The sequence below is a fragment of the Pseudonocardia sp. DSM 110487 genome (genome assembly GCF_019468565.1).
GTDB lineage: Bacteria > Actinomycetota > Actinomycetes > Mycobacteriales > Pseudonocardiaceae > Pseudonocardia.
The window spans coordinates 9,141,287-9,157,607 of the sequence record NZ_CP080521.1; the positions used below are offsets into that span (position 1 = coordinate 9,141,287).

General features: G+C 75.7%; 14 protein-coding genes. 4 read left to right on the top strand and 10 right to left on the bottom strand.

The features are described 5' to 3' along the window. Nucleotides 1-38 precede the first annotated feature (38 nt). Complete coding sequence (locus K1T35_RS42975) at nucleotides 39-866, top strand: alpha/beta hydrolase (protein ID WP_220257394.1); 828 nt, start codon at nucleotides 39-41, stop codon at nucleotides 864-866. Between the two features lie 71 nt (nucleotides 867-937). Here the strand turns inward: K1T35_RS42975 and K1T35_RS42980 are convergent, their stop codons facing one another. Continuing rightward, nucleotides 938-1,303, bottom strand: a complete 366-nt coding sequence (locus K1T35_RS42980; RefSeq protein WP_220257395.1) for a hypothetical protein — start codon at nucleotides 1,301-1,303, stop codon at nucleotides 938-940. After that, nucleotides 1,300-1,566: a hypothetical protein gene (locus K1T35_RS42985; protein WP_220257396.1), complete on the bottom strand. Its 267-nt coding sequence runs from the start codon at nucleotides 1,564-1,566 to the stop codon at nucleotides 1,300-1,302. Before K1T35_RS42985 ends, K1T35_RS42980 begins: the two co-directional genes overlap by 4 nt. A 79-nt stretch (nucleotides 1,567-1,645) precedes the next feature. Here K1T35_RS42985 and K1T35_RS42990 point away from each other — a divergent pair, with 79 nt between their 5' ends. Further along, nucleotides 1,646-2,839, top strand: a complete 1,194-nt coding sequence (locus K1T35_RS42990; protein WP_220257397.1) for an FAD-dependent monooxygenase — start codon at nucleotides 1,646-1,648, stop codon at nucleotides 2,837-2,839. Nucleotides 2,840-3,214: 375 nt separating this feature from the next. Here K1T35_RS42990 and glmM read toward each other — a convergent pair whose 3' ends face one another. The 7 genes from glmM to eccCa all read right to left on the bottom strand — a co-directional run bounded on the left by glmM (nucleotide 3,215) and on the right by eccCa (nucleotide 11,803). Beyond that, nucleotides 3,215-4,558: a phosphoglucosamine mutase gene (gene glmM / locus K1T35_RS42995; RefSeq protein WP_220257398.1), complete on the bottom strand. Its 1,344-nt coding sequence runs from the start codon at nucleotides 4,556-4,558 to the stop codon at nucleotides 3,215-3,217. Nucleotides 4,559-4,562: 4 nt separating this feature from the next. Further along, entirely contained in the window at nucleotides 4,563-5,102 is a 540-nt protein-coding gene (rpsI, locus tag K1T35_RS43000) for a 30S ribosomal protein S9 (RefSeq protein WP_255621312.1), read from the bottom strand. Between the two features lie 38 nt (nucleotides 5,103-5,140). Further along, on the bottom strand, nucleotides 5,141-5,584 hold the full coding sequence (rplM, locus tag K1T35_RS43005) for a 50S ribosomal protein L13 (protein ID WP_220257400.1): 444 nt from the start codon (nucleotides 5,582-5,584) through the stop codon (nucleotides 5,141-5,143). A 203-nt stretch (nucleotides 5,585-5,787) separates the two neighbouring features. Next, nucleotides 5,788-6,075, bottom strand: a complete 288-nt coding sequence (locus K1T35_RS43010) for a WXG100 family type VII secretion target (RefSeq protein ID WP_220257401.1) — start codon at nucleotides 6,073-6,075, stop codon at nucleotides 5,788-5,790. Nucleotides 6,076-6,085: 10 nt separating this feature from the next. Beyond that, the gene (locus K1T35_RS43015) at nucleotides 6,086-6,397 is read right to left on the bottom strand and encodes a WXG100 family type VII secretion target (RefSeq protein WP_220257402.1); all 312 of its coding nucleotides are present in this window, start codon (nucleotides 6,395-6,397) and stop codon (nucleotides 6,086-6,088) included. A 92-nt stretch (nucleotides 6,398-6,489) separates the two neighbouring features. Beyond that, nucleotides 6,490-7,803, bottom strand: a complete 1,314-nt coding sequence (locus tag K1T35_RS43020) for a type VII secretion-associated protein (protein ID WP_220257403.1) — start codon at nucleotides 7,801-7,803, stop codon at nucleotides 6,490-6,492. Between the two features lie 163 nt (nucleotides 7,804-7,966). After that, nucleotides 7,967-11,803 (bottom strand): type VII secretion protein EccCa, encoded by a 3,837-nt coding sequence (gene eccCa / locus K1T35_RS43025; protein ID WP_220257404.1) that lies wholly within the window; start codon nucleotides 11,801-11,803, stop codon nucleotides 7,967-7,969. A gap of 116 nt (nucleotides 11,804-11,919) precedes the next feature. On the opposite strand from eccCa, the gene eccD reads away from it, so the two are divergent. Both eccD and mycP read left to right on the top strand, forming a co-directional pair. Next, nucleotides 11,920-13,302: a type VII secretion integral membrane protein EccD gene (gene eccD / locus K1T35_RS43030; protein ID WP_220257405.1), complete on the top strand. Its 1,383-nt coding sequence runs from the start codon at nucleotides 11,920-11,922 to the stop codon at nucleotides 13,300-13,302. Nucleotides 13,303-13,399: 97 nt separating this feature from the next. Next, entirely contained in the window at nucleotides 13,400-14,743 is a 1,344-nt protein-coding gene (gene mycP, locus K1T35_RS43035) for a type VII secretion-associated serine protease mycosin (RefSeq protein ID WP_220257406.1), read from the top strand. A 107-nt stretch (nucleotides 14,744-14,850) separates the two neighbouring features. On the opposite strand, the gene eccB is transcribed toward mycP, so the two are convergent. Continuing rightward, a complete protein-coding gene (gene eccB / locus K1T35_RS43040) occupies nucleotides 14,851-16,287 on the bottom strand; it encodes a type VII secretion protein EccB (protein ID WP_220257407.1) in 1,437 nt (478 codons plus the stop codon). Nucleotides 16,288-16,321 lie beyond the last annotated feature (34 nt).

Genomic DNA, 16,321 nt, shown 5'->3' on the forward strand with positions numbered 1-16,321 from the left:
CGTCGCCTCGCTCTGGTCCGGGCCGCTACCGTGCGCGTGTGACCCCCACCCGCTCCGTTGTCCGCCCGCCCGAGGTGCGCGGCGCGAAGGACGCCGTCGAGCGGCTGTCGCGCCCTGGCCCGCACACCGTGCTGCGCGGCGACCTCGGCATGGTCGGCCTCCGCGGCGTCGTCTTCGCGCCAGAGGAGGGTCTCGGGCTGCCCGCCGTCGCGTTCGGGCACGACTGGCTGCAGCCCGCGGAGCGCTACGCCGACCTGCTGCGCCACCTGGCGTCCTGGGGCATCGTCGCCGCCGCGCCCGGCAGCCACCGCGGGCCGCTGCCCAGCCACGCAGGCTTCGCGGCCGACCTGCGCTCCACGCTGCAGGTGTGCACCAAGGCGCGCCTCGGCGTCGGCCGCATCAGCGTTGACGACCGCCGCACCGCGTTCGCAGGCCACGGGATCGGCGGCGCCGCCGCACTCATGGCCGCCCAGGGCCATCCGCTGGTCGCCGCGGTCGTCACGATCGCGGTGGCGCAGACCCACGCGGCCGTCCACGACGCGGCGAGCGCGGTCACCGTGCCGGTGCTGCACCTCGCCGCAGGCCGCGACACCGTCACCCCCGCCGCGGGCAACGCCGAGCCGGTCGCCGCCGCCGCGGGCGGTCCGGTGTGGCTGCGGACGATCGACAAGGCCTCCCACACCGGCTTCCTCGAGGGCACGCACTGGAGCGACTTCGTGCTCTCCGGCAGCCCCAACGCGAAGACCCGCCGCATCACCCGAGCCCTCGTCACCGCGTTCCTGATGCACCACCTGCTGGGCGAGGACCGCGTCGACGTGCTCGTCGACGGCAAGGTCTCCGGCACCACCGTCATCGCCCGCCGCTGACCCTCGGGTCACCCCGCGACCCGCGAGTCGCGGGGTGGATGTAGGCGAGTCGCGGTCTGGGTGCACCCCAGTCAGCCGTGCGGAGGGGGGTCGAGCTCCGCGATGCGCATGCCTCGCTCGTCGTCGACCCGCTGGGCGTCCGTGCCCCCGAGCCTCATCCCGCTGCGCCCGCCCGCGCCGCCCATCCCTGGGAACAGCGGGGCCGGGGCGTCGGCAGCCTGGCGGGCGTAGGCATCGCCGAGCTCCGCAGCAGCTGTCGCCTCCCGACCGAGCAGGGCGCCGAGCAGCGACGTGCGCTCGGCCCACTCCCGGCCACGCGCGTCGGGCCAGTCGTGGGCGACCAGCTCCCCGAGCTCCGCCGTCCGCCGCCCGACGTCCCCGAGCACATCGGCGAGCCGCGCGCACCACCGCGCCGCGTCCTGGAACGGGTCGGTCACCGGCGCTCCAACGCGTCCCGGAGGCGGGTGAGTGTCGCCGACAGCTCCGCGTCCGCCGCGATCCCGGCGGCCGCGGCACCGCGGAGCGCGCCGCTCAGCTCCGCGAGTTCGGATGCCGCCGCCTCGACAACGCCTTGCAGCCGGTCGGTGTCGAAGCCAACGGGCGCGCCGCGCAGCGCCGCGTGCAGGTCGTCCGCCAGCCCCGACACAGCGCGCGCATGATCGCGCAGCTGGTCGGGGCGCAGGTGCAGCTCGGGAGGCATGAGCCGATCGTGCCCCGAACCCGCCACTCGCCGAGGGCGAACGCGGAAATCATTGTGGCCCAGAGCACGTTGTGGAGGCGTGGGGGAAATCACCGGGGATGTCGTCGTCGTGGGTGCCGGCCCTGCCGGCCTCGTACTCGCTCGTCTGCTCCACCGGGCCGGAATCCCGGTCACGGTGTTCGAACGCCGGTCCCGAGCCGAGCTGACAGCGCGGCCAGGGGCGGGCCTGATCGAGTACCGCACCGTAGAGCTGCTGCGCGCCGTCGGGATCGCGGATGTGGATCTCGAGTTCACGATGCGGAACGGCCGCATGGAGTTCCGGACGCCGACCGCGTCCACGGTGTTCGACTACGGCCGCCTCACCGGCGACCGCCCGAACTACATCTACCCGCAGCACCTGCTGGTCGGCGCCCTGTGCGACGTGCTGGTGGCCGACGGCGTCGACGTGCGGTTCGACACCGCTGTCGCGGCGGTGCGTCAGGACGCGGACGGCACCGCGGTCACGCTGACGGACGACACGCAGATCACCGCACGGGCCGTGGTCGGGTGCGAGGGCTCGTACAGCGTGGTCGCCAGCGCGATGACGGGCCTGCGGACCAACGAGGTGAACCTGCCCGCCCGCATCGTCGCCGTGATCGCCGACGCCCCGCCCCTGGAGGCGCACACGATCTACGGGCTGCACCCGCGTGGCTTCGCGGGGCAGATGCGCCGCGGACCCGACCAGACGCGCTACTACGTGGAGGTCCCTGGCACCGACTCGCTCGCCGATTGGCCCGAGGACCGGGTCCGCGAGGAGCTGGGGCGCCGCCTCGACATCAGCGGCAAGCTCGACGCCGTGTCGTTCGGTGAGCCGACCCTTGTCGACCTCCGCGTGCGGGTCCGCGAGCCCATGCAGGACGGGCGGCTCTTCCTCACGGGCGATGCCGCGCACCTGATCACGGCCGCGGCCGGCAAGGGGATGAACCTCGCCATCCAGGACGCCGTCGAGCTGGCCGCGGGTCTGGTGGACCGCTTCGGCCCGGCCGGCGACGGCCGCAGGCTGGCCGCGTACTCGGAGACGCGGCTGCCCGCGATCTGGCGGACCGAGGCGTTCTCGCTGTGGTACCTCCGGGTCCTGCTCGCCGGCCTCCCCGACGGCACCGAACCGGCGGGCACGGTGCCGGGCGGCTTCACGAACGGCGCGCGGGAGGGCTGGCTGGCGGCGCTTCTCGGCGACCCACTACTGGCGCGCTGGTTCGCGCACGCCTACGCCGGGGTGGACACCTCGCCGTAGGGGCCAGCTAGTGCGGTGACCACATTCGTTCGCCGGGTCTGGTCGGGTGGGGTGAAGAGCCCCAGGCCCGGGGGCCTTCGGTGGCGCCGCGGCCTCTTCAAGCCGAGGCCGCAGGGCCTCCGGTGGCGCTGCGCAGTGTGCGGGGTCGCCCCTCACGAGGCGGTTCTGGCGGGCATGATCAAGGCTTCGGCGCGGAAACGGGGAACGCGCCGAATCGGCGATCTTGCCGCGATGGCGGCCGGAGCGACAGCTGTGGCCGCCGGCGGGGCCGTCACATACACCGCGGCGCACACGTCCGAAGGCATGAGTGAGGGCCTGAAGGTGCGTGCGGGCCAGGCTCGCGTCAGGAACCGATGAACGTTGGTGGCCACCGCACTAGCTGGCTGCCGCGACGACCTCGGCCAGTCGCACCGCGGTAGCCCTGGCCTGCTCGGCCGTCGGTGCCTCGACCATCACGCGCACCAGCTGTTCGGTGCCCGAGGGCCGCAGCAACACGCGTCCCGAACCGCCGAGCTCGACCTCGGCCTTCTCGACCGCCTCGCGCACAGCCGCCGACTCGGCCACGGCCGCCTTGTCGGCCACGCGCACGTTCTCCAGCACCTGCGGGAGCGGCGCGACGATCGCGGCGAGCTCGGCAAGGGACCGCCCGGTGGCCGCCATGCGCGCCATCAGGCGCAGCGCGGTGAGCAGGCCATCGCCGGTGGTGGAGTACCGCGGCAAGACCACGTGTCCCGACTGCTCGCCGCCCAGGCTGTACCCGCCCTCGCGCAGCTCCTCGAGCACATACCGGTCGCCGACGGCCGTGGTGCGCACCGCGATCCCGGCCTCGCGCATCGCCAGGTGCAGGCCGAGGTTGCTCATGACGGTGGCGACGAGGGTGTCGCCGGTGAGCTCGCCGGCCTCGCTCATCGCCACGGCCAGCACGGCCATGATCTGGTCGCCGTCGACATCGGCACCAGTTGCGTCGACGGCGAGGCAGCGGTCGGCATCGCCGTCGTGGGCGATGCCGAGGTCTGCCCCGTGGGCGCGGACTGCCTCGCGCAGCGGTCCGATGTGGGTGGAGCCGCACCCGTCGTTGATGTTGAGCCCGTCCGGGTCGGCGTGCAGCGCCACGACGTCGGCACCGGCGCGCCGGTACGCCTCCGGCGCCACTGTCGACGCGGCCCCGTGCGCGCAGTCGACCACCACCCGCAGCCCGGACAGCGAGGTGTGCGTGACGGCGAGCAGGTGATCGCGATAGCGGTCTACGGCGTCGGGGAGGTCACGCACGCGGCCGATCGCCGCACCCGTTGGCCGGTCCGCCGTGGCGCCGATCCCGTCCTCGACCGCGGATTCGACGGAGTCGGGGAGCTTGTGACCACCCGCCGCGAACAGCTTGATGCCGTTGTCCGGCATCGGGTTGTGCGATGCGGAGATCATCACACCGAGGTCGGCGCCGAGGTCACCGACCAGGAACGCCACCGCCGGCGTGGGCAGGACCCCGACCCGCACCGCGTCGGCGCCGGCCGATGTGAGCCCGGCGACGACCGCGGCCTCGAGCATCTCGCCGCTCGCGCGCGGATCACGGCCGACGACGGCGACCGGGCGCCGCGAGCGGTCGCGCTCGGCCAGCACGCGGGCAGCAGACGCGGAAAGCGCCACGGCGAGCTCCGGTGTGAGGAGCTCGCCGTTGGCCAGTCCGCGGACGCCGTCGGTGCCGAACAGACGCCGTGCGCTCAAAGCGTCAGCGCTTGCTGTACTGAGGTGCCTTGCGGGCCTTCTTGAGGCCGTACTTCTTGCGCTCGATGACCCGCGGGTCACGGGTGAGGAAGCCGGCCTTCTTGAGCGGCGGGCGGTCCTCGGAGTCGGCCTCGATCAGCGCACGGGCGATGGCCAGCCGCAGCGCGCCGGCCTGACCGGACGTGCCGCCGCCCTTGAGGTTGGCGAAGATGTCGAAGCGCTCTGTCTTCTCGACCGTGACCAGCGGCTCCCGGATCAGCTGCTGGTGCAGCTTGTTCGGGAAGTACTCCTCCAGCGACTTGCCGTTGAGCCGGAAGGAACCGGACCCCGGCATGAGCCGCACGCGGACGACGGCCTCCTTGCGGCGGCCGACGGTCTGGATCGGGCGGTCGGAGTAGACGGCCGGGATCTCGGGCAGCGCGACGTCGGCGGCGATCTCGGTGTCGAACTCGTCGGCCTCGTCGGCCGCGTCGGCGATCTCGGTGGCCTCGGCGTCGACCGCGGCCTCCTCGACGGCGTCGAACTCGGACTCGGGCGTGGTCACGGGCTGTCCCTCTTCTGGCGTGGTCGCTTCTGGCGTGGTCACTGGGCGACCTGGGTGATCTCGAACGCGGCCGGCTTCTGCGCGGCGTGCGGGTGCTCGGGGCCTGCGTAGACCTTGAGCTTCTTGGCCATCGCGCGGCCGAGGCGGTTCTTCGGGAGCATGCCCTTGATCGCCTTCTCGACGAGCCGGTCCGGGTGCTTCTCGATCATCTCGCCGACCGAGCGCTGCTTGAGACCGCCGGGGAAGCCGCTGTGCCGGTAGACGAACTTGTTGTCCCGCTTGGTGCCGGAGACGGCGATCTTCTCGGCGTTGACGATGACCACGAAGTCGCCCGTGTCCATGTGCGGGGCGTACGTCGGCTTGTGCTTGCCGCGCAACAGGGTGGCGGCGTGCGTGGCGAGGCGGCCGAGCACCACATCCGTGGCGTCGATCACGTGCCAGGCGCGAGTGATCTCGCCGGGCTTGGGGCTGTACGTGGGCACGGACCTACCTCGTCGCTGTCGTCTGCTCGTGGGAGCTGCCTCTGGTGCGCGAGTGCGGCATGCTGGGGCGCCGGGCCCGTGGGCCGGGCCGTGCTGGCCGTGTTGGCACGGCCGCGGGTTTCCACCCGCCGCACATCGAATAACGAGGGTACCCGCCGCGTCGGAGGAGGGTCAAAACGCCCCCTCCCCCGACCCTATGGATCTCACTGCCAGCGCGACGCGTTCGCCTGTTCGACCTGACGGTAGCTCTGGTTCGCCGTGCCGAGCGCGACGCCGATCTGCCCGAGAACCGTGGTGAGGTTCGCGGCCGCGGTGTCCCACTGGCGCTGCTTGGCCTGGTACTCGGTGGCGGCCTGCCCCTCCCAGGTGGCGACCATCGGTGCCAGGAACCGCTTCAGGTCCTCCAGCCCTGAGGTCATGCGGCCCGCGACCGCGGAGACGTCCGCCTGCGCCGCCTCGAGCGCCCCGAACGTGACCTTGATCTCGCTCATTTCTTCCCCCTCAGCCCAGCGCCGCGCGGATCGCGGACATGTCGTTCGTGTGCTGGTCCTCCTGCGCCTGGTAGCTCACCCCGGAGCCCTGGATCGACTCGCCGATACCGCGCAGCGCGTCGTTCAGTGACTTGGCCTCGGCGTCCCACCGCGCCATCAGCGTGGTGAACGCGGCCGACGCCTCGCCGCGCCACGCACCGGTGAGCGGCTCGAGCCGCGTGCGTAGTGCGGCGAGGTCGGACTGCACGGTGTCGTTCACGGTGAGCACGTGCTTCGCGGCGGCCTGCATCTCCTCGACGCTGGTGCCGAATCCCTGGGTCATCCCCGCTCCCCTTCCGTCCGGATGCGCTCACGCTCGCATCGACGTCACCCACCGCGGGGCGGAATGCGGCAGATCGTTCGCAGGTGTGAACGTCAGTCGCCGCGCACGGACGCCACCACGACGGCGCAGGCCGTCCGCACCGCCTCCGCACCCGCCCGCGTGTGCCGGCAGCCGACGCTGAGCTGCGCGTCGCGGTCGAGCACGACGAACCAGTCGACGACCGTGCCGCCCGGCTCCTCCTGCCGGTAGGCGGTGACCGGGTGCCCTGCGAAGTGCGCGTCTGGGTCGTAGCCGGACAGCGCGGAGCCATCCGCGACGGCGGCGTCGTACGCGGCACGCAGCTCGGCCCGCGCCCGCTGCGGCTCGGCGGCCGTGTCGTAGCCGAGCGAGGAATGCTCGACCGCGATCAGGTCGCTGCCCTCGGGCGCGGCCAGCGGGGTGAGCAGCACCCTCCGCCGCTCGGGCAGCCCGCCGGTGTGTTCCCAGCCGGCAGGCACGTCGAGCCGGTAGCCGTACTGAGCGAGGACACCCACCGGCACGGCGTCGGCCGCGGCCGGGGTCATGAGCCGACCAAGCAGGAGCAGCGCCACGACGGCGGCGACAGCGAGAGTCGCCAGGAGCGCCACCCGCAGCGGTCGCCGCGGACGGGCCGGCAGCGCGGGCAGGTACGACGCACCCTGGAGCCGTGCCGCTCGCCCGGGAGAGCGGTACCGCTCCGATGTGTGTTGCAGGGCACCCAGTACCGCGGCCGCCTCCGGGCGGGGAGCCACCTCCGCCTCCGCGATACCCGCCTCGTCCACCAGTTGCGCCAGCAGCGGGGTGCGGGCCAGCCCGCCGATGAGCAGGACGCGCGGGGCGCCGGCCAGCACCTCCCGCAGCGCGGCCACCGCGGCCGCCAGCGGCTCGGCGAGCAGCGGCCGCACGGCCGCGGCATCGACCCCACCCGCGGCCGGGAGCAGCGTCAACGCCTCCCGCACCGCCGGGTCGCCTCCCGTGTGCGCGGCCACCAGCCCGTCGAGGTGCCGTCCGCCCACCTCCGCCGCAGCGACGGCCCGAACCGCGCCGTCCGCGCCCAGCAGGCTGGCCTCCGCCACGGACGCACCGACGTCGAGCACGGCGGCATCAGCCGGACCTGCGGCCGCGAGCGGAGCGGGCACGGTGCGGACCCGCGCCGCCAGCCCCGCGCAGTCCCGCGCCCACCGCGCAGCGCGCGCGGGCGGCCAACGCGCGGGGTGGACGAGCACCAGCTCCTCCGGCGCAGGCCCCACGAGCTCGGCGAGCAGCGCGGCGACCCCCGGCCCCGGTGCCGGAAGCTCGGCGATCAGCCATGGCGGGCCGTCCGCCTCCGCGCCCGCGACCCGGACGAACCCCGCGCCCTCCTGGACGGCGACGCGAACGGGCCGCACTAGTGCTTCCCGCCGGAGGTTCGTCGGGGGTATCGGTGGATCCAGCTTCTCGCTGGGCGTGCCGGCGGGCAGCCCTCGTACTGGGCGTACTCGGGCTGTCCGCCGGTGCGTCCAGCGTGGAGCTGGGCCGCCGAGACCCTTGGCGAACCTCCGGTGGGGAGCACTAGGCGTCCTCGTCCGGCGGCAGCCACGCGAGCTGGACGCGGCGGGGGTTCCGGCGCCGGTCGACCAGCACCCCGCGCCCCGGCGGCTCGGACGCGGGCTTGGCGGTGCCGATCAGGGCGCCCTCGTCGGAGCTGCCGTTCATGACGAGGCCGGGGGCGGTGAGCTCGCGCAACCGTCCGAGCACGGGGTCGTAGAGGGCACGGGCCGCGCCTCCCGACCGCCGGGCGACGACGAGGTGGAGCCCGACGTCCTTGGCCTGCGCGAGGAACTCCACGAGCGGCAGCAGCGGGTTCGCCGCGGCGCCGCCGGGCGCGACCAAGTCGTAGTCGTCGACGAGGACGTACACCTCGGGCCCGCTCCACCAGCTGCGTTCCCGCAGCTCCCGCGGCGTGACGTCCGGGCCGGGCAGCCGCCTGCGCAGCGAGCCTGCCACCTCGCGGGCCGCCGTCGCCGTGGCGTCGGGCGTGCTGCTGTAGCTGATCAGGTGGGAGTCGGGGACCGCGCCGAGGAGGGTGCGCCGGTGGTCGACCAGCACGATCCGCGCCTCCTCCGGCGGGAACGCCGTGACGACGCCGTGCGCGATCAGCCGCAGCAGCGTGGTCTTGCCGCTCTCCGCGTCGGCGAAGCACAGCAGGTGGGGGTCGGCTGCGGGGTCGAGCACGACCCGGGCGAGCCGTTCCTCGTCCACTCCGAGCGGGATCCCCGCGGCTCCGGGCGGCAGCCGGTCGAGGTCGATGCGTTCGGGGAGCAGCCGCACCGGGGCGAAGCCATGGCCCGGCCAGCCACCCGCGATCTCGGCCACGAGCGAAGGGAGGTCGGCGGCGGAACGATGGGGCGCGGCGACCACGGCGGGGGCGCCGTCGGCCGCGAGCCCGTGTCCGGGGCGGGCCGGCACGCCCGCGGCCCTGCGCCGGTCGACCTCGGACTCGGCCGCCTCCCCGAGCCGCAGCTCGATCCGCCCGCCAACCAGGTCCTTCAGCGCGGGCCGCAGCTCGCTCCAGCGGGTGGCGGACAGCGCGATGTGCAGCCCGTAGGACAGGCCCTGCGCGGCCAGCGGTGGCAGCCGCGACTCCAGGTCGTCGAACTCGCCCCGCAGGACGAGGTACCCGTCGATGACGAGCAGGACGTCGGTGGCCGGTTCGTCGGGGAACGCGCCGGTGGCCCGACGGGCCCTGAACTCCTCGACGGAGCCGATCCCGTGCTCGCGGAAGAGCTGTTCCCGCCGCGCGAGCACGGCCGCGAACTCGGCGACGACCCGACGCACGAGGTCCGGCTGCTGCCGGTCGGCCACCGTGCCGACGTGCGGGAGCCCGGCGAGGGCCGCCAGCGCGCCGCCGCCGAAGTCGAGCACGTGCACGCCGAGCTCGTCGGGCGTGCTGGTGAGCGCGAGCCCGAGCACGGTGGTGGCGAGCGCGGAGGATTTCCCGCTGCGCGGGGCACCGACGACGGCGAGGTGCCCGGATCCGCCTGCCAGGTCGACGACCAGCGGGTCGCGGCGCTGCTGGTAGGGCCGGTCGACGAGCCCGACGGCCACCTGCAGCGGCCCGCCCGCGAGCGCGAGCACATCGTCGATCGGCGGTGGGTCGCCCAGCGGGGGCAGCCAGACCTGGTGGGCGGGCGGGCCGGTGCCTGCCATCGCCGCGATGACGGTGTCGAAGACGCTCGGCCCGTCGGCGGTGTCCTCGTCGGGCGGCGGGGCGTCGGGCACTCGCACCGGCGCGACCTGGAACGGATGCGCGCGGGGCCGCTGCGGCGCCGGGCCGGCCGAGCGCGGCGCCGTGTCCGGCCCTGACACGTACGCCGAGCGGAACCGGACGAGCTCGCCGGTGCCGGTGGCGAGGAACGCCGATCCGGGCGCGGACGGGAGCTGGTGCGCGTCGGGCACGCCGAGGACGGCCCTCGACTCCGCGGCGGAGAACGTGCGCAGCGCGATCCGGTAGGACAGGTGCGACTCGAGCCCGCGCAGCCGCCCCTCGTCGAGGCGCTGAGAGGCCAGCAGCAGGTGCAGCCCGAGCGAGCGCCCGAGCCTGCCGATCGTGACGAGCAGGTCGATCAGCTCAGGGCGCTGCGCGAGCAGCTCGGAGAACTCGTCGACCACGACGAACAGGGCAGGCAGCGGCGGCAGGTCGGCGCCCGCGCGCCGGGCCGCCGCGTACTCGGTGACCCCGACGAGGTTGCCCGCCGCCCGCAGCAGCTCCTGCCTGCGGGTGATCTCGCCCGCGAGCGCGTCGGCCATCCGGTCGACGAGGCCGATCTCGTCGGCGAGGTTCGTGATCACGGCGGAGACGTGCGGGAGGCCGGAGAGCCCGAGGAAGGTGGCGCCGCCCTTGAAGTCGACGAGGACGAGGTTCAGCTCCTCCGAGGAGTGTGCGGCCGCAAGGCCGAGCACGAGCGTGCGCAGCAGCTCGCTCTTGCCCGAACCGGTGGCGCCGACGCACAGCCCGTGCGGCCCGCTGCCGCCCAGCGCCGCCTCCTTGAGGTCGAGGGTGACCGCGCCGCCGCTCTCGTCGAGGCCGATCGGCACGCGCAGCCGGTCGGCCTCCGAGCGCGCCCAGCGGTCCCGCAGCGCGGCGATCCCGGCCGGACCGGGCGCGAGGCCGAGCAGCGCGCGCAGCCCGGCGGGCGCAGCGGGGGCCGGGTCGCCCGCGATCGTGACGTCCGCCGCGCGGTGGCGCGCCAGCCTGCGGGCGAGCGCGCCGGCCTCCGCGACGGTCAGGGTGTCCGGGCGTCCGAGCACGGCCTGCTGCTCGTCGCCACCGCCGCGGAGCAGGAAGTCCGGGGTGACCTGCAGCCGCACCACCGACGGCGCGGGGCGCCGTCCCGTGGGCGCCCCGACGCGCAGCACGGTGACGCCCGCGACTCCGGCCCACGCCCCGGGGCCCTCGGCGACATCGTCGACCACCACCAGCAGGTGCGGCTCGGCGATGCCGGGGCCGGGGGCGCGACCGGCGAGCTCGGCGAGCCACCAGTGCCGCACGTCGTCGGCGTCCGCGGTGATCATCCGCAGCGGGCCGATGGCGTCGTGCCGGCGCGGGTGGCCTGCGTGCGGCAGCCACTTCACCCACTCCCACTCGTGCGCGAGCGAGGGCGGCGCCACCACGGCGAGCAGCGCGTCGGCGGGCGCGTGCCAGAGCGCGTACTGCACGACGACGGCGCGGGCCAGCGCACGCACCCGGTCGATCCCCGCGCCACCCGCCGGTTCCAGCCACACCATGCCGCTCGCCCGCAGCGAGAGCGCCACCGGAAGGTCCGGCACGACCGCGTGGCTCAGCAGGAAGCGGCGCAGCGCGAGCGCGGTGACCGGTTCGAGGCCGTCGACCGGCCCGGTCTGCGGCGGCACGAGCCGGGTGGCGATGCGCTGGGCGCCCCTGCCGACGCGGACGTGGGCGAAGTCGGGGTCGGCTGGCCTGCGCTCCCACATCCGGCCCGCCCGCAACACCGCGGGCCACGCGGACGGTTCCGGGTGCGACCACTCCAGCGCCGCGCGCTGCTCGGCAGCGATTCCCCGCACCCGTTCCCTGAGCACGGACAGGTACCGCAGGTAGTCGCGGCGGTCCTCGTCGATGCCGGCCGCGCGATTGCCACCGCCACGACCGCTGCCGGTGAGCAGCATGCCGAGCGAGGAGATCGCGAACATGCCGCCGAAGAGCCACGACGTCGGTTCGCGCACCCCGAGCACGGCGATGAAGGCCACCGAGCCGACCAGCATGACCAGCGGCAGCATCCGCTGCAGCACCCCGGCGGGAACCATCCGCTCTGGCTCGGGCGGCGGCTCGAGCGTGAGCTCACCGCCCGGCATTCGGGGCGGTGCCGGGCGCGCTCTACGGGTGCTCATGTCGGGACTCCACGAGTTCTGCGAAACGGCCCCGCAGGGCAGGGAGCGCTGCGATGCTAGGCAGCCGACGGGCCGCGCCGGGGCCGTTTGGGAGAACTCGTCCGCAGGGGACCACGATGCTCACCGCAGGTCAGGAGGCGGCGTACCGCGCGCCGTACTGCCGCGTCACGGTGCTCGCGCCGCGGGCGACCGTCGACGTCGCGCTGCCCGCCGACGTGCCGGTCGCCGAGCTCGTCCCGATGATGCTCGACCTGGTCGGAGAGCCCGTGTTCGGCGTGCGGCCGGTTCCGTGGCGGCTCACGGGCGCCGCGGGTGCGCCGCTCCCGCCCGGGGCCTCGCTCGCCGAGCTGGGCGTGCCCGACGGCGAGCTGCTGCGGCTCGGGCCGGACATCCCACCACCACCCCCGCCGGTGTTCGACGACCCCGTCGACGCGCTCGCCTCCGGCGCGGGCGGCCCGATGAGTGACGACCGGCGGTTCGCGGCAGCGGCTGCGCTGGCGGTGGCTGCGGCCGCCGCCGCACTGCTCGCGGTGGGCTCCGCCGACACCGCGGTGGTGCGGGCGGTGGTCGCCACGCTCGCGGCAGCCGCGGCGGTCGGGCTCGCGGCGCGGTCGGCGCGTGTGGAGCCGGAAGCCCACACCCACCTCGCCGGGCACACCGCGGCACTCGCGGCCGTGCCGTTCGCCGCCGCGGCCGGCTGGGCGGCGCTGACCGGGACCTCCCCCGCGGCGCAGATGCTGCTCGCGTCGGCAGCTGCCGGCACCGTGGCGGCCGTCGCCCAGGTCGCGCTCAGGGTGGTGGCACCGGCGCTCGTCGCCGTCGTGGTGGCCGCCGTGCCCGTTGGGCTGGGCTCCCTCACGGTGTTGCGGTTCGAGAGCCCGCCATCGTCGGTCGCGGCCGCGGTGGGTGCGCTCGCCGTCGTCGTCGGGCCGATGCTGCCGCGCATCGCGCTCCGCATGTCCGGGCTGCCCCGTCCGGTGGTGCCCGCCGACAGCTCCGAGCTCATCGCCGCCGACCGCGGTCCCGACATCCTCCCGCCCGACGAGTTCGCTGAGCGCTCCGACCTCGCACGGGGCTACCTCGCCGGGCTCGCCGGCGGGTGCGCCACCGTGGCCGTCGCGGGGGCGCTCCCGGCCGCGGCCGCGGGCGGATGGGCCGGGCCAGCGCTGGCCTGCGTGATCGTCGCGGTCCTCGCCCTGCGGGCCCGCGGTCTCGCCGACCCCGCCCCGTCGCGCACGCTGCTCGGCTGCGCGGCCGTCGGCCTCGCCGGGCTCGCGATCCTCACGGCCGCCCGTCCCGAGCCGCTGCCCCGGCTGATCGCGATCGGGGTCCTGCTCGCGGTGGCCGGGCTGGGCCTCGTCGCCATCGGCCGCGGCAGCGCCACCGGATCCCCGGTGTCGCGGCGGGCGATCGACCTGCTCGACGTGGTGCTCATCGCCGCCGCCGTGCCGCTCGCGCTCGCCGCGATGGACCTGTTCCGGCTCGTCCGCGGGCTGTGAGCAGGAGATGATCATTCCGAGATCCCGGTCCGCGCCCCGTACTGGACGATCCGGCGCATCGGGCGGCGATCATTGGCGCTCGCGCGCCGGGATCGGTATGGCGGCAGCTGCCCTCGTCGGGATCGCCCCGGTCGTCGCGGCGCCGGACGTGCCCGGCGTGGCCGCCCCGATCGCACTCGCTTCCGTCGCCCAGCCCGGCCCCACCGCCGATCCCTCACCGCCCGCACCGCCGTTCGTCACCGTGACGCCGCCCCGCGGCCTGCGGCCGGGCCCCGCACCGGGCATTCGCGCGACCGCCCGCTGCGCGCCGCCGCGCGCCGACGCACCGGACGTCCCGTCGGGCCCTGGCAGCGTCGCCGCGCGGCTGCGGCTCGCCGACGTGCACCAGCTCGCCACCGGGCGCGGCCAGGTGATCGCCGTGATCGACACCGGGATCGCACCTCACCCACTGCTCGGCTCCCGGCTGCGCGGCGGCGGTGACTACCTCACCGGAGGCGACGGCCTCGACGACTGCGACGGCCACGGCACGGCGGTCGCGGGGCTGCTCGCCGGCGGGCCCGTCCGCGGCGAGCGCAGCGATACCCCCGTCGGGATCGCCCCGCAGGCACAGCTGCTCGCGATCCGGCAGTCCAGTCCCTCGTTCGACGTGCCCGCGCCGGGCGGCGGACGCCGCGGCGCGGGCGACACCGCAACCCTCGCCGAGGCGGTGGTGCTCGCCGTCCGCTCGGGCGCCGACGTCGTCAACATCTCCGAGGCCGTCTGCCTGCCAGCCGCCCGCGCCGCCGCGGCGGGTGCGGCACTGCAAGCGGCGTTGCGCTCCGCCGCGGCGGCGGACGTCGTGGTGGTCGCCGCCGCCGGGAACATCGGCTCCGGCTCCTGCGCCAGCGAGCAGGGCCAGGTCGCCTTGCCCGGCTGGTACGACGCCGACGTGCTGACGGTCGGCGCGGTCGGCCCCGACGACACGCCTGCCCCGTTCACGATGCCCGGACCGTGGGTCGACGTGGCGGCACCCGGCGCGGCCCTTCGGTCGCTCGCGGTGGGCGGCGGCACCACCGGCGGCCTGGACGGCACCAGCTTCGCGGCGCCGTGGGTTGCGGGGCTCGCCGCGCTGGTCCGCGAGCGGTTCCCCGAGCTCACGGCGGCCGAGGTCGTCGACCGCATCCTGGCTACCGCCCGCAGGGCGCCCGCCGGCACCGACGCGCTGGGGTACGGCGTGGTGGACCCGGTCGCCGCGCTCACGGCCCTGCCGGCGCGCCTCACCCCCGCCCCGGAAGGGGTCACGAACGCCGCCGCGCTGGTGGCCGATCTCCCCGGCGCCCAGCCGGTCCGCCAGGAGCGCCCCACCCCGGACCCGCCACTGGACCTGCTGGCAGCGGCCGTTCTCCTCACCGCGGCAGGCGTCTCGGTAGCGGTGCTCCGCCGCCGCCCGAGGCGCGACTGATCAGGCCGCTTTCCACCCTCCGGTGGTCGAGTAGCGCTGGCCCGCCAGGGCCGGCCCTACTCGACCACCGGAGAACAGGGGCGCCGGTCCTACTCGACCACCGGGGGCTACGGGGCCGGCAGCACGTCCACGACCTGCCCGGCCGCGGCCAGGTCGAGGGCCGGGCCGGTCGGCAGCAGACGCAGGACGGCCTCGGGGGCGGGTGCGGCGGCCGTGACGCCCAACGCCGCAGCCGTGGCCTCGTCGGCAACGGCGTGGGCCACCCCGCTGCCGGAGACGATCCACAGCGGGCCGGCCGCCGGATCACGGCCGGGGCCGGTGCCGCGGACGGGCCCGCCCGGCCCGACGGCCACCGCGTCGACCCGGTCGCCGGGCCCGTCGGCCTGCGCGAGCCGGACCTGTCCCGGGCCAGGGAGGGGCAGCGCCGGGCCCGACCAGACGCCGCCGACCGGGTCGCCACCGGCGGCCCACGTCCAGCAGAGGACCGGTGCTTCTGCGGCCTCCGTCAGCCGCGGGGCGACCTCCGGCCATCCGGCGACCGGCAACTCGTCGACGACGGTGGCGCCGGCCAGCTCCGCGGCCCCGACCGGCCGCGGTTCGCGCACCCCCGACGCCGCCACCAGCAGCTCCGCCAGCACCGCCGGCACGTCCTGCACCCCGCCCGCGACCACGACGTAGTGCTGCGGATCGCCGCCGGGTGGGCGCGCGACGAGCACGTCGCCGATCCGGCCGGGCAGTCCGTCCGGCGCCCGCCGGCCGCGCCCCGGCACTGCCGGGTTGACCAGCGGCGGTCCCTCGGGCAGCAGCGACAGCAGGGCTGGCGCCACCGCCCGCGGCACCCGCCCGGTGATCCCGAGCGCGGCGGCGAGCCGCCCGTCCTCCGCGTCGACGCGGTGCCGCCTGCCTGCCGTGACGAGCCATGTGGTGCCGTCCGCGTCGAGCAGCACGCCTGCCTCGGCCGGGCCCGCCGCGAGTGGCGGGGCACCACCGATCACCGTGGTGCCCACGAGCGCGCCGTCGGACGTCACGGAGTCGCAGACGGCCCAGTTCGGCAGCACCGATGGACCGTCCGGCCGCACGGCCAGCGCGCCGGGGACGGCCGCGGCCGGCGTGCGCGGCGCACCGTCGAGCATGGCGTCCGGCACCGGGACGGGGGTGGCGGTGGCCGGGTCGACGCCGGTGCTCCCGCCGGCCCGCAGAGCGGCGAGCACGAGCCTGGCCGCGGGCAGGTTGGCCACCGGCACGAGCCGGTCGGGGCCGTGGGCCACCGCGTACATGGCGCCGGAGCCCGCGCCGACCACCACGGACTGGCGCGTCCAGTCCGGACGTGGCGACACCGCGGCGAACACGGCGGCACCGCACAGGCCCAGCAGCCCGAGTACGACGCCGACCAGCGCCGCACGCCGCTGGGACCGGATCTGCTCGTGCAGCGGCACCGGGTCGCCACGCACCAGCGCCGCCTCGAGCCGCCGCAGGCCGAACCGGTAGGCGTCGGCCTGATCACGGGTGGCCGGTGCCGGCACGGCGGTCGCTCGGCGGGACACGGCCCGACGGTAGCGGCGGGACCCCTTCCGGCGT

Excerpts from the sequence above, each read along its gene's own strand:
- K1T35_RS42985 (WP_220257396.1), bottom strand. The coding sequence starts at position 1,566 with ATGCCTCCCGAGCTGCACCTGCGCCCCGACCAGCTGCGCGATCATGCG.
- K1T35_RS43010 (WP_220257401.1), bottom strand. The coding sequence starts at position 6,075 with ATGAGCGAGATCAAGGTCACGTTCGGGGCGCTCGAGGCGGCGCAGGCG.
- K1T35_RS43015 (WP_220257402.1), bottom strand. The coding sequence starts at position 6,397 with ATGACCCAGGGATTCGGCACCAGCGTCGAGGAGATGCAGGCCGCCGCG.
- eccCa (WP_220257404.1), bottom strand. The coding sequence starts at position 11,803 with ATGAGCACCCGTAGAGCGCGCCCGGCACCGCCCCGAATGCCGGGCGGT.
- eccD (WP_220257405.1), top strand. The coding sequence starts at position 11,920 with ATGCTCACCGCAGGTCAGGAGGCGGCGTACCGCGCGCCGTACTGCCGC.
- mycP (WP_220257406.1), top strand. The coding sequence starts at position 13,400 with ATGGCGGCAGCTGCCCTCGTCGGGATCGCCCCGGTCGTCGCGGCGCCG.